Annotated in this window: 13 protein-coding genes; all 13 read right to left on the bottom strand. The window is 36.4% G+C overall.

Annotated features, from left to right (window positions below):
• Positions 1–79: 79 nt before the first annotated feature.
• The 13 genes from HS1_RS01885 to HS1_RS13545 all read right to left on the bottom strand — a co-directional run bounded on the left by HS1_RS01885 (position 80) and on the right by HS1_RS13545 (position 13,425).
• Positions 80–451: a four helix bundle protein gene (locus HS1_RS01885; protein ID WP_066060474.1), complete on the bottom strand. Its 372-nt coding sequence runs from the start codon at positions 449–451 to the stop codon at positions 80–82.
• A 60-nt stretch (positions 452–511) separates the two neighbouring features.
• Positions 512–1,207, bottom strand: coding sequence for a phosphoadenosine phosphosulfate reductase family protein (locus HS1_RS01880; RefSeq protein WP_066060473.1), 696 nt, complete (start codon positions 1,205–1,207; stop codon positions 512–514).
• A gap of 593 nt (positions 1,208–1,800) precedes the next feature.
• Positions 1,801–2,922 carry a hypothetical protein gene (locus HS1_RS01875; RefSeq protein ID WP_066060472.1) on the bottom strand — a complete coding sequence of 374 codons (1,122 nt, stop codon included), beginning with the start codon at positions 2,920–2,922 and terminating at the stop codon, positions 1,801–1,803.
• Between the two features lie 33 nt (positions 2,923–2,955).
• Entirely contained in the window at positions 2,956–3,897 is a 942-nt protein-coding gene (locus HS1_RS01870) for a polysaccharide deacetylase family protein (RefSeq protein ID WP_066060471.1), read from the bottom strand.
• Positions 3,876–5,009: a glycosyltransferase family 2 protein gene (locus tag HS1_RS01865; RefSeq protein WP_245670012.1), complete on the bottom strand. Its 1,134-nt coding sequence runs from the start codon at positions 5,007–5,009 to the stop codon at positions 3,876–3,878. The genes HS1_RS01870 and HS1_RS01865 overlap by 22 nt, the downstream gene beginning before the upstream one ends.
• Before the next feature lie 10 nt (positions 5,010–5,019).
• The gene (locus HS1_RS01860) at positions 5,020–6,066 is read right to left on the bottom strand and encodes a FemAB family XrtA/PEP-CTERM system-associated protein (RefSeq protein ID WP_066060470.1); all 1,047 of its coding nucleotides are present in this window, start codon (positions 6,064–6,066) and stop codon (positions 5,020–5,022) included.
• Entirely contained in the window at positions 6,063–7,262 is a 1,200-nt protein-coding gene (locus HS1_RS01855) for a DegT/DnrJ/EryC1/StrS family aminotransferase (RefSeq protein WP_066060469.1), read from the bottom strand. Before HS1_RS01855 ends, HS1_RS01860 begins: the two co-directional genes overlap by 4 nt.
• A complete protein-coding gene (locus HS1_RS01850) occupies positions 7,259–7,909 on the bottom strand; it encodes an exosortase C-terminal domain/associated protein EpsI (protein WP_066060468.1) in 651 nt (216 codons plus the stop codon). Before HS1_RS01850 ends, HS1_RS01855 begins: the two co-directional genes overlap by 4 nt.
• Entirely contained in the window at positions 7,906–8,745 is an 840-nt protein-coding gene (locus tag HS1_RS01845; protein ID WP_066060467.1) for an exosortase/archaeosortase family protein, read from the bottom strand. Before HS1_RS01845 ends, HS1_RS01850 begins: the two co-directional genes overlap by 4 nt.
• Entirely contained in the window at positions 8,732–9,655 is a 924-nt protein-coding gene (locus HS1_RS01840) for an XrtA system polysaccharide deacetylase (protein ID WP_066060466.1), read from the bottom strand. Before HS1_RS01840 ends, HS1_RS01845 begins: the two co-directional genes overlap by 14 nt.
• A gap of 272 nt (positions 9,656–9,927) precedes the next feature.
• Positions 9,928–11,220: a TIGR03013 family XrtA/PEP-CTERM system glycosyltransferase gene (locus HS1_RS01835; RefSeq protein ID WP_245670039.1), complete on the bottom strand. Its 1,293-nt coding sequence runs from the start codon at positions 11,218–11,220 to the stop codon at positions 9,928–9,930.
• Between the two features lie 84 nt (positions 11,221–11,304).
• On the bottom strand, positions 11,305–12,459 hold the full coding sequence (locus tag HS1_RS01830; protein ID WP_066060464.1) for an NAD(P)/FAD-dependent oxidoreductase: 1,155 nt from the start codon (positions 12,457–12,459) through the stop codon (positions 11,305–11,307).
• 132 nt (positions 12,460–12,591) lie between these two features.
• Positions 12,592–13,425: a PEP-CTERM sorting domain-containing protein gene (locus tag HS1_RS13545; protein WP_066060463.1), complete on the bottom strand. Its 834-nt coding sequence runs from the start codon at positions 13,423–13,425 to the stop codon at positions 12,592–12,594.
• Between the last annotated feature and the right edge of the window lie 189 nt (positions 13,426–13,614).

Genomic DNA, 13,614 nt, shown 5'->3' with positions numbered 1-13,614 from the left:
AATTAGTGACTAGTGATTAGTGATTAGTAACTAGTGACTAGGTGCAAATTACAAACCACAAGTCACTAATCCCAACTCACTAATCAATGATTTTTGTTTTCAGATTGGATATTAAACCATAAATCATCTTAGAGATTATAGCCAATTCATTTTGCAGATTGTCAAGGGTTTTTTCATTTAAGTTTTTAAACCTTATCTCTTTACAAATTTCAATTTGAGTATCTAACTCACTTGCGGAACCCAAGGCTATATATAAAAACTGAATGAATTCCTTCTGAGAATTTCTTGCAGCCCCTTCTGCTATATTAGAGGCAATAGAGACCACCGCCCTCTTCATTTGGTCAGATAGCCCATAAAGCTCTTCTTTAGGCAAACTCTCTGTTAATCTATAAATTTCTTTTGCTAATTTTATGGATCTCTTCCATACCTCTAAATCTTTATGGCCCTTCATCTTCTTCACTAATCACCAATCACCAGTCACTAGTCACCAGTCACTAGTCACTATTCACTATCAAAAATACCCTAAATCCCTCAACCGTTGCATTATTTCTTCTTTACTTTGATCTCTACCACTTCTTTCAGGGCCTTCAGCAGAACCCAGCTGGGTGCAGGGTATACAACCTAATGAACGATAGCCTTTGTGATATAATTCGCAATAAGGCACATTATATTTTTTTATATAAGACCAAATATCTATTTCTCTAAAGTGCAAAATGGGATGGATTCTTAAATGTGGTGGATTTTCTCTTGGAGAGATATAAACCTCATTTTTTCTTGCCTCTTGTTCATCCCAACGCACTGCAGTAATTAATGCCTGCCAGCCATTTTTTTCTATAATTTGACGCAAGGGTAAAGTCTTTAATAAATAACAACATTCTTTTTTATCCTTAGCAATTTCTATTTCCTTTAAGGCATTTTCATTTTTTATAATAATTAAATTTAAATTCCATTCCTTTGCCAGTTTATCCCTAAAGGCATAAATTTCAGGAAACTTTACGGAAGTATCAATAAATACTACTGGAATAATGACTTTACCAAATTCCTGTTTAATTAAATGTAATACTGTAGTTGAATCCTTTCCTCCTGACCAGGCAGTGGCAATTTTACCTTGATGTTTTTCTATTGCCTCTTTGATAATCTTTCTGCTTTCAGCCTCTCTTTGTTCTAATGACCAATTTTTTGTAGTTTCTTGAGATGGATGATTCATATTACCTCCTTACTCCCTCACTATTTACTAATTTTGTCATTTTAAGATTTGGTCTAAAAAATCCAAATTTCAAAATCCAAATGCCAATTGAAATCCAAATGTCTTAATGCCAAAACATTAAATCAGTGAGTAGTGAAATAGTGAGGGAATGAAATAGCCAAATGTAGTGGAATTGGGGTCAAACCTACAAAATACAGTTAAGAAAATAGAAAACGGAAAACAGAAATTCCCAGTTCCCAATTCTAACATGTAAACGTGTCAATGTGTAAACGTGTTAACGTGCATAAAGAAGGAAAAGAAGGAAAGGGAAACGGGAAACAGAAAATAGAAAATAGAAATTCCCAATTCCCAGTTCCTAATTCCCAATTCCAACGTGCCAACGTTCTAACGTGCAAACGTGTAAACGTGCTAACGTTCCAATTTAACAGAAGGCGATTTTGCATTTTTCAATTTGCATTCTGCATTGAGCCATCCTGCCTGTTCCCTGCCCGACGGCAGGCGGGGGCAGACAGGTGCGCTTATCATTTGGATCTCCGTTAAAACTACTTTGACGAAGTCCTACCCAGCGCCTTGGATTATTCTTCATAGATTAATTACGGGATGGAAGTTGTAGAAAACCACAGATAGTAAGGGGAGGTATCTAGATCAAGGGTGTGTGGATCAGTATTTGCTGGCACTACCAATAAATAACCAGTATAATTCCCTGAGGGTAGAAGTGCCAAAGGAATAATTAATAGGGTATCTCTTAATGCCTCCTGTTGGTTGACTCGCCAAGGAGTGATAGAACTCATATCTATAAATTGATGTAATTCTCTATTACTATCTAATACATAAATATACTCATCCTCACTCCCAGAGGCTACGAAGCCAATAGCCACATATATATCTACTGGCTCTACAAAGAATGGTAAGGATATCATAACCTTTATTACTCCACCAGTCTTGTCCAAAGAAAGAGGACGAGCCCACCATGGATCATAGTGCATGATTGGGCTTAAAACTGGTTCATATTGAATTTTTGTAGGTGCAGTAGGTAATGCCATTCCTTCTGGCAAAAGACGCCAAACAGCATTGGCAAGGATAAGGTCTTGATTGGGACTGCTTGCATAATAGTCATGACCGATTAATACTATATGTCCATTTCCAATAGGGATGTCTACCACAATAGGTCTTTCATAGGGGTCTTTAACTATTACTGTTCCATTGGGTGAAAAATCATTATCTATTGAGCTTGTGACGTTTGCCCCCATATAAGTGTCGAATAATCCTTCAGATAAAGGGTGGGAAGCAGATGTGGTATAAAGTATAGAATTATTTGTCCAATAACATCCTGTAGTATGAATAAGTCCTGTGGCATTTAAAATGGGGAAATTTTGCGTTGGGGCTACATTTGTAGAAACAATAACTCCACCAGCATTTAAGAAATCCGTTAAAGCAGTAGACCAAGTTGTTCCTATTGTTTGTAAGGTATTTGTGTCTGCTCTATCTTGGTCAGGAATAAAAAAGATGTCTATATTACTTAAATCTAAATTTTGGAAATGAGATAGGGTTGTGATATTCATTGCTCCTAATGATTGCATGGCGGCCAGGCTATGGGCATATTCATCCTCTATATATGTATATTCAACATAACATAATACATTGGGTACTCTAGCTGAAGCAATAGAAGTGGTTATTAAACAAAGAATACTTGTAAGAATGAAAATTCTTTGCATTTTTACTCCTCCTTGTTGCATCAATTGCGTTTGTTATTTTATTGAAATGTGAAAGTTGAAGAGGGAAGGGGTGAAGGAAATGTCTTGATGAATGCCTGTCCTTTTTAAAGAGAAGAGGGAGTCCTTTCCTGGTTTAATCCATCCCTTTTTTGTGGTCACTGCCGCTTCAAAGCCCATTTCCTTAAGAAGGTTTTCAACTTCCAGGTTATATTCTCCATTGGGGTAGCTAAAAACAGGAACAAAGTTGGTTTCTTTTAATGTAGATGGAGGATTTATTTCATTTATTATCTCTTTTTGAGAAAGCCTTGTTAAAATCCGATGGTTCGCAGTATGGAAACCAAAAGAAATATTATATTTAGACATTTCTTTTATTTCTTCCCAATTGAGCAATAACCTTTTTTTAGGCAATGAAATACCAAATTCCTCTTGTAGTGTTCCAATAAATGTTTCAATTTCTTTCTCAGAAAATCTTTTTATTACTCCAATTATTTTATCAATCTGCTCAGCGGTTATGTCATTTTCCTTTTTCCAAAACAAATAACCTATTTTTTCTGGCCAAAACCATTTATTAGTCCCAATATAGTTGGTAGTAAGAAAAATAGTAGCAGGTAAGTTATATCTTTTTAAAACAGGAAAGGCATAAATATAATTATCTTTCCATCCATCATCAAAAGTAATAATAGAATACCTGCCATTTTTATCCCAATCGTTTTCTGACCATCTTTTAAGAAACTCTGAAAAGGAGATTACTTGGCTATAAGAGAGTAGGAATTTTAGATGCATTTTAAATACACTTTCTTTTACATACATACCTGGCTGGAGCCAAGGCTCAATGGTTTCATTGTCAGAAAGGACTCGATGATACATGAGTATAAGCACTTGACCCCTATGGAAAAACCTGGGAATAGAGCTTTTATAAATGGGAAAGGCTATTGATTTTCTTATTATGGTCTTTATCTTTTGGATGGTTGCCAACTTACTATCTTCCTCCCTTGAAAGTAGTGAATCCAAGCTACCAAGATAGAGAGGTTAACTAGGGTAAAAAACAAAGGGAGCTTAAAGATTATTCTTCTGGCTAACTCTCGCCTCAAAATAGCTATCAAGGCCACAAGATAAAAGGCTATTTGTGAAATAAAAAGACCCGCATAAAATAGGTTTTTTGAGATGAAGAGGGAATTTGAAATAAATACCAAGATAAGGGCAAATGGCACTAACCAACGGAAGAGTTTATGGCTTAAGAGTTCAAGGGTAAAGATGCCGTAGCGAAAGGGATTTAAAAACTCAAGGGATGAAAAGAAGACATGGAGGCCTCTTAATACCGTTCTTACCTTTCTCTTAAATTCCTGTCTTTCTGAGACCACGGCCCGATAGTAACCAATAACTTCTGAATCGCTTACTGCTCGCATACCCAGGCGCATGGCGTTTAGCACGGTATTAAAATCGCTTGGGAGGTCTTCACGCCATAGCTGACAAACTTCCTTCCGGGCAGCAAAATAGGAACCACTCAGGCCAACAAGAGAATTGACTTGAGATTCCTGTCGTCTAAGCCACATCTCATATTTCACATAATGAGTTTCTCCACTGATTTGACCATCTTGTGAAATAATCTTATCTTCACTGCTCACGCAAGCCACTGAAGGGTCAGCAAAGTTAGCTACTATTTTCTTTAAGGCATCTTGTTTGAGAATGGTAGCTACATCAGAAAAGACAAGTATTTCCCCAAGAGCAGCAGATACAGCTAACTTCTGGGCAAATTCCTTTCCACGGTGCTCAGTAGTCCTTACTAACTGGATGCCTTTGGTAGCATATGATTTAACTACTTCATCAGTGCCATCTGTAGAGGCGTCAGAGGCCACAATGATTTGCAATTTTTCTGGGGGATAATCTAGGGCCAATGTGCCTTCTAATTTTTGAACAATGTTTTTTACCTCATTATGGGCAGTAATGATGAAGGTTACTGGGGGTGTAATGGGTTGCTTTTTTACCTTTCTGTTTCTAATCAAGGACAAAAATTTAAGTAAGAGGGGATAACCAAAATAGGTATAAAGGATAAAAAATAGAGATATCCAGAAGATATATTTCATCATTAAGAAAGTCTTAAAGAGCAATATATTTTCTAATTTGAGGCCCTATTAAACGCGTAAATGCTACTGGCATTTTCTTCCAACAGGAAATAGCTAAAGAAAATCTCCTATGGTCAGGATGGAATGTTTTCCTTTTAAGTCCTTCACTTATCCAATAATACCAATAAAGTTGAGAAGGTTTCGTCCCCCATTGTTTTTTGAATCTGTATGTCCCGCTACCAGGGGTAGTGCGTCCAAAGTCAAATTTCTTATATCCTGAATTGGAGGCATATTCCAGAAATGACCAATAAAGAAGCATGTTAGGGCTAAAGTGATTAAATTTTCTTAAAGAAGAGGCCCATGGAATTTCCATAGTATCTTTAAAACCCAGGACAATGCCTGAAGCTACAGGTTGATGTTTCCAAAAGACCACCCCAATTTGGGCACTTTCAGAAAAATTTTGAAAAATTTCCCAAAATAGCCTCTTTGAATGAACAGGACTTCCCAAATCTCGCATGTTTATAGTAAAAACTTTATAAAAGCTGTCAATAAGTTCCTTTCCACCAATAATGGCAGTCATTCCTTCTTTTTGAGGTCTTTTAATTTGACTCCGAAGCTTGGATTTAAATGATTTCATCAACTGTTCAGAACTAGAAGGCAAATCAAGGAGCATGGACACCTTGTGGGTCTTTAAAATGGTCTTATCTCCTTTCTTTATCCAAGAGAGAGGTTGGGAATGTCGGATTTCAAGGTAAGATGCCTTAATTTTTTTGGCTACATTTATGGCCTCTTCCCATAATGCCTTTTGTATATTTGGATTATCAGCAATCATTCCTCCATAGTTTAAAAATGGCATGGATACCAAACTATTTCCAAAAATAAGGCTATTTAAGTGCACCATAGGAAGTATACCTACTACCCTATTTGAATCCTCAGCCATTAGATAATAACACTTATGTTGATAGGCATTTTCTATTACTTGCCCCCAGGAGGCAAGATGGCAATGGGTCCCCAAAGGGTGATTTTTTACATATGCATCCCATCTAGATTGGTCAGAAGAGGAGTAAAGCTTTATATTCATAGATAATGTGTAATGATATCTACCATAGTGTTAAGGTCTTTGTGGGAGACCCCTTGGTGTAAAGGCAAGGTAATGAGTGTTTGAGAAAGTTTTTTAGCATTGGGATAAATATTAGTATCATGCAAATATTCTTTAAGACCAGGTTGTTCATTTAAAGGACAGGGATAAAACATAGTGGCTCCTAGTCCTTGCGCCCTTAGGTGGGCGAGTAAACGGTTTCTATGAGTATTAGAGCTTACAATTAGAGGGAAACGCAAATAAGGAAAGGGATAAGCTGGCAGATTTATCTTTTTAAAAGAGTTTAGCCTTTGTAAAAGAAAAGTGGTATTTTTTTGTCTTACTTTTTTATTTTCTTCAATTAGCCCAATTGATTTATTGGCAAGAGCTACGGCAATAGGGCTTGTTTTTTTTATCTTAAAATTGAGGTCAAAAATGGTTTTTCCTAATTTAAGAAAGGGAATAGATTGAGGAATCCAGTAGAGTGAGGGGTGAAAGAAAAAAACATAAAAATATAACTTGGCTAGAAGCAAAAAATTTTCAGTTAGAGAAGGTCTCTCAATTGTTTGATAAATTTGGAAAATTTGTTCAAACAATTGAGAATTATTAGTTACAATCAATCCCCCGTGATTAAGGGTAAGCGGCTTACCCCTTCCAAAGCTATAAAAACCTATATCTCCTAGGCTGCCCAGTTTCTCTTGGGGAGAATTAATCATAGAATTTCCTAAAGCCTGGGCGGCATCTTCGATAAGTAAGATATTAGAGGAGCGGGAGATTTGTTTTACTTTTTTGATATTTGATGGAAATCCAAAAAGATGCACTATTATTATGGCTAAGGTCTTAAAATTTATCTTCTTTTTTAATGCCTCGAGCTCAAAACCAAAGTCTTGCATATTTATATCACAAAGGATGGGCTTAAGGCCTGCCCTTATAACGGCCGCAGCCACTGAAGGGCATGTATAGGCAGGGATAATCACTTCATTCCTTTTTTGCTCTATTTTTTTTGCTGCTTTTAAAATCAACCATAAAGCGGCTGTGCCAGAGGAAACAAGTAAACAATGTTTGACCTTTAAGTATGTTTTAATAATCTTCTGAAATCCATCTTCTCCTTGAGTGTTTCGGAAAAAGACACTTGTTGCCCTAAATATGTGGGAGATAGGAATAGGATTTCCAGATGGAGGTAGAGAGAAGAAATTCATATTTCTTTTTCTTGGGGCCAATAATGTGGAAGCAGGGTTAATATCTGTTTGGTAAATGCATAAACCTTGGGTAAAATCTCCTTAGAATTACCATTAATAGATGCAGAAACACGCACAAAGGCCCCATCATCTCGTCTTTTTAGAATGCGACAGAAAAAGCGATGCAGGTTTTGTTTGATGCCTGTATCAAGTATTTTATTCCCCTCAGACTGATACCAATAAAGAACTACTCGCCTTTCTCCATTCTTTTGGATAAATATTTGATTTATGCTTACTTTCTTTCCTGAAATAAAAAGGATAACCTTCTTTAGGTCTAATATGGCCCATCCTGCTGATGGATAACAAGCATGAGGATTATGACCTGTGCGTCCTCCTTTAGCTGTGCCATAATAACCAATATAAAGCAAGATTGAAGGATGGTTATTAAATTTTGGTAAATAATGGCGATATATATAAATATCTGGATTGAGTTCCTTATAAACTGATTCAGTGAGGGGAATGTCAATCCCCTGATAATCATTGATATTTAGAGGAAATTTGTCCAGATTTTTTTGAGTTACTATGACTTCGTTCTTGGGAATAAAAGTCCTTAAAGCCAAAAAGAGAATAAGGACAATTGTAGCTAAATATGGGCTTTGTCCTTTCATTTTTCTAGTGAAATCTTGTAATAGCATAAAAACATAAGAGAAAAACCGCACACAAAGGAAAAGATGCCTAAAAACTCATGAAGGAAGCTCTCTGTCATCTTAGGAGTGACAAAATAAGCCAAACTCCCAGTCAGTGTAATCCTGAGAATGTTGGTAAAAATGGTTATAGGTAATATAGCCAAAATTATGATCAACTTCCTTATTTTATTCTTTAAAAGATAGGCAAAGATAAGTCCTAACATAGTAAAAGAGATAAAGGACCTCAACCCACTGCAGGCCTTAGCTACCTCTAGCGTGCCATTAGGAAGATGAAGTAAATTGCCCTCTCTTAAAACAGGTATAGAAAGTAGTCCTAAAACGAATTCAGACATCCTAGTTGCCAAAAGCTTTAATGGAAAAGAAAACATCTCAGTTATTGAAATAGGAATAGGCACCATAAAGAAGAGGATAAATAAAGGGAAGGAAATCTTTCGGGTAAATCTGGTTCCCATATGATACCAAGTGAGGCCAATGAAGGTAATTACCAAAGAAAGATTCTGTAAGAAGGCCATAAATCCTATTAAACCCAGGAGATAAAGTAAAAGGCCAAAAATCATTACCCCAAGGCCTAAATGAGAAATCTGAAGTGGAGTGTGTTTAATTTCATCCTTTTTAATCCAAATGAAATATAAAGAGATGAAAGGAGCCAGTATACCATGGGAGTTGTTCAGATCATAAAACCATAGATGACATAACTGTGCAAAAACAGGATTAAAAAGGATTACAAACAACATCAAGGAAAAGACAAAAAATATGTAATTTTGTTTAACAAATGGAATTGATTTAATAGCCTTCATGAGTGCCTAATTTACTATTGTGTTGTTTTAGTACTTTTAAAACTGTGCTAAATCTGAAATCCGATAAAAGTTTCCTAAATTTGCCTTCGGTTTTTCTTAAATTTACGTAATGTCTGAAGCGAGAACGCCAAGGTAAGTGATTTATGCGAGGTTGTTCAGGGTCTAATTCCCAGGGGTGAAGATAAAAAATAAATGGCTGTTTCTCTTTTAAGTTTATGTGCCTCAAAGCATTTTTAATAAATATGTAAGGAAATACTCTAAAATAACCACCACCAGCAATGGGGATGTTTATATTTAAAATTCGTAGGGTGGTTAAAGGAAATTCAAAAAACGTTTGCACGTTTGCACGTTTGCACGTTAGAACGTTAGAACGTTTACACGTAAACACGTTAGCACGTTTTAACGTGTGAACGTTAAATGGGAATCTAGGTGCATTGGGAATACCATATAAATCGTGTTTGATGGGAAAAATACTTGAGTCGTATTTATAGCCTTCTTCAGCTAAAATTTCTAATGCCCAAAGTGTTTTTTGAGTAATGGAATAAGTAGGAGCACGATAACCAATAACAGGTTGTCCTATGATGTCTTCAAGGATTTGTTTTGTTTTCCTTATATCCTGCATAAAAATATCTGGAGATTGTTTATAAACTGGCTGATGAGCATAGCCATGAGAGGCAACTTCATGTCCTCTTTGAGCAATGTTTTTTATTAAAGAAGGACTTCTTTTTGCAATCCAACCTAAGCAGAAGAAAGTGGCTTTTATTTGATAATCATCTAAAATATCTAAAATTTTTTGTGTGTTTTGTTTTATCCGACAAGGATAATTATCCCACTCATTATAATTTATTCTTGAAGCAAATGCTTCTACCTGAAAATAGTCTTCTACATCTATGGTTAAGGCATTTAACATGACGTTGGAACGTTAGAACGTTAGAACGAAGAGACGTGCTTAGTCCCTAGTCCCTAGTGCTTAGTCCCTAGTCCTTAGTGCTTAGTCCCTAGTCCCTAGTGCTTAGTCCCTAGTCCCTAGTGCTTAGTCCCTAGTCAATTCTAGTTTTCTTTTTGATTGAGGCATTACAAAGTTGCAAGTTGGAAAGTTTGCAAGTTTACACGTTAGCGCGTTGGCACGTTAGAACGTTAACACGTTTACACGTTAGCACGTTTGAAGTATGTTTATAAATCTTACCTGGAAATTTTAGCCTGGATAATGAGTTTGACTGTTTCAAACAGGATGAATAAGTCAAAAATTGGGGACAAGTTTTTTATGTAGTAGAGTTCATATTTGAGCTTTTCTAGGGCATCTTCTACTGAGGCACCATAATGATATCTAATCTGTGCCCAACCGGTAATACCAGGTTTAACTGAATGCCTTAGGCTATAATAAGGAATTATGTTGGTTAATTCTTTGACAAACTGGGGTCTTTCTGGTCTTGGTCCTACAAGGCTCATATCTCCCTTCAGGACATTCCAGAGCTGAGGGGCTTCATCTATCCCAAATCTTCTTATATAACGTCCTACCCTGGTCACTCTATCGTCATTTTCCTTGGCCCAAAGTGGTTTATCTTTTTCTGCACCCACTTTCATAGACCTGAATTTATAAAGAATAAAGGGCTTTCCATTTTCACCTACTCTTTCTTGTGTGAAAAATAAAGGGCCTTTTGAATCTATTTTGATTAAGATAGCTGTTAAAATTAAAAAAGGTGATAATACAATTAATCCTATAATCGACCCCAATATATCTTCTATCCTTTTCAAGTATGCTTTTACTTTAGACCTTTTAAAACCATCTGAAAAAATAACATGGCTTGGATTTAGACTTTCAACCATAAGCTTACCTTTTAGCCTTTCAAGGAAAGTTATATGGTCTTCTATGATTATTCCTCTCATCTTACATTCAAGGAGTTTGTTTAGGGGGATTTTTCCCCTTTTATCATCTAAGGCAATAACAATTCTTATATTGCCATTTTGTCTTAAGATATTATCCAGTTCACCATAAGTGCCTGCGAGCTCATAATTTAGAATGTTTTTTTCTTTCTTTTTGGGGTCAGGGTCTAAAAAACCCAGGATTTTAAAGCTATTATGGTTTGTGCTTAAAATCTCTTTAGCCACATTTTTGGCCAAATTCCCACTTCCAATAAAAAGAATCTTTTGAGTTAATCTATCTTTATTAAACAGGGTATTTATTAAGCTTCGCCATAAATAGGTAAGGATGCCAATAAAGCAAATATTGAGGAATAAATGAGGGCCTTCGCCTATAGTAATTTGGGGAACAAAATAACAAATGATTGCTAATATAGTAAGTGTTATTATTAAAGACTGAATAAGCTTTGAGGCAGAATTATTATACTCAGTTTTATAAAAGTCACTGTAATAAAGACATAGTTGGCATATGGCCATAATTGAGAAAGCTTTAAGAAATATCACCCAGGTGAGATTAAAGGGGTAAAAAAGAAGTATAAACAATAAAAGCCCCATTAATACTATCAGGCTTTCACCTATAAACAGAATTACACTTTGAATAGGATAATACTGTTTAAAAAGGCGTATCATTTTAAACTGTTATTGGATAATTTTTGAAAAAAATCTTCCTATGGGGGTTGTTTGGATGAGGCTAAGCAATAAATTCCTATGCCAGTCAAATTCCATTCTTTTTTCTATGAAAGATAAAAGGCCATTACTTTTTGCTATATGAAAGAGTTGTTCAATCTGCCAATCAGTAAGCTTGGAGTACATTTTTCGCATATAGTAGCCTGTTTTTATCTCATTTCCGATTTTCTTTTTCCAGAGCTCCTCATACTCTGAAAAAGCACTAGCATTAAAGGAATTTTTCTTGAATGCTTTCAATATCACCTGCACCGCTATCTCGGAGCATAAAAGTCCATAGTATATTCCTCCACCTGTGGTGGTCTTCACTTGTCCTGCTGTCTCTCCTACTGCAATTACCCTATCAGTGCAGGTTTTTGAGACCAGACCCTGTGCTATAGGTTTATATCCAACAGATGCTATATCTAAAGGACCATTACTATTTGAGACCATTTCACAAAACTTCTTAAAATAGAACCTTGGATGCTTTTTGGCCATTAACCCAATTCTTACCCAGCCGTCTTTAATGGGGGTAATCCAAGTAAATGCCCCTGGTGCCAAAGAATTGCCTATGTGTATGGTGGTGGTATCTATACCTTTTATGTTGGCATGGGCATTTACCCCATACAGGAAATCCTCAGGTAATCCTAATTTTAGCATCTTGTTAAACTTAAAATTTACTCCTGTGGCCAAAACTGCCACTTTAGCACAGTAAACCCTAAGAACACCTTGTTCCCTCGCAATAACCTTTACCTGCTCTTCACTTACATCTATAGTTATGACCTCACTTTTTGACTTCATCTGAGCGCCTTTTGAGAGGGCCAAGTGAGCCAGGTAGGCATCGAATTTTTCTCTATCTACTACATAGGCAAGGATGGAAGGGTGCTTATATTCAATAAGTGACCCGTAAGGAGATATAATCCTGATATTCCTTATTTCATTAAGGATAGAATCTTTAGATAACTGAAACCTTTGGAAGGCTTCAATTCCTACAATTCCTGTGCAAATTTTGTTTTCCCCTATTTTGGAACATTTGTCAAAAACAAGCACATTAAGCCCTGCTTGAGAAAGCTTATGGGCACAATTCAAACCACTGGGGCCTCCTCCAATTACTATAATGTCGTAAAGCATACCTTTTCTCCGTGATAATTATTTGCTTAGTTAACTGGAACAAATGGGATTAAAGAAAATTGAATTTCTCCCTCCAGGGAGAAAGTCTCTTGGATGCCCCCCTGTAAGGGGGAGTTATACTATCAAAATGTTTTAAACCTTTTTCCTAAACCTTCTTCCAAATAGCCCTAAGCCAGCTAGGCCAATGCCCAACAATAACATAGTAGCTGGCTCAGGAACAGGGTTTACATTTGCCTTTAGGGTAAGATAATCATTTCCACACTCCTGGGTCCAGTGGATTTGCAGGGAATGAGCAGTATTAGCATCTAAGCCCAATAAATCCAGGGGAATAGCCGCCTCCAACACATAATGACTGTTTTGTTCTGTGCTATAAACAAAACTTACTGCTCCCTTTTCAGTGCCTGCATCGATGACCCACGGATTGGCTATATTATGCTGCGAATAATAAACGTTTTTCCAGCCACTTACGCTGTATAAATAACCTTGTTGAAATCCACCTTCGCCCCTTACCTTTAATCCGTATTCAAAAACGGAGTCTCCGTCCACATCTATTGCGATGTCGCCTGGTTTGAACATATAAGAATAGTTACCATTTACTGGGTTTCCCGGAGGATCATATCCCTCTTCTGGCAAACCCTGTATGATAGCAATATAGGCATAATACTGGTCATTATCGAAATAAATGGCTTCTGCATCAAAATAATTCTGATAAGTCCAACCTGGTCCCACATACTGCCAACCGCCCTCATTATAAGCATTATCCTCTGTTATATAATCAATATCCAAACCACCAGATGGGAGATGACTGTCGAGGTAACCCTTACTAGAAGCAGCAAACAAGTCAATACCCCAGTCACTTACATCTCCATCAATGACATATCCTATAGGAACTCCCATAGAAACCTCAAAAATTCCAAAAAATAGCACAAAAGCAGCAGTAATCAGAATTTGAATAATCTTTTTCATCGTCTCCCCTCCTTATATAGCCATATACTTCAATATCTGTGCCAAGATTGAAAACCCTTGATAATACTGGATTTTTGATTTTAGATTTGAACCCATTTTTGTAAAGTTTTCTGACACCAAAATTGGCTCACAGGCTAAAAATGGCATCTAGCAAGGATTTTAACTGTAAAGTATTGTGACACCTAAATT

Source organism: Candidatus Desulfofervidus auxilii, assembly GCF_001577525.1.
GTDB classification, from domain to species: Bacteria; Desulfobacterota; Desulfofervidia; order Desulfofervidales; family Desulfofervidaceae; genus Desulfofervidus; species Desulfofervidus auxilii.
Note: the sequence above shows the minus strand (reverse complement) of the source record. Positions and strands in the feature narration are given on the sequence as shown.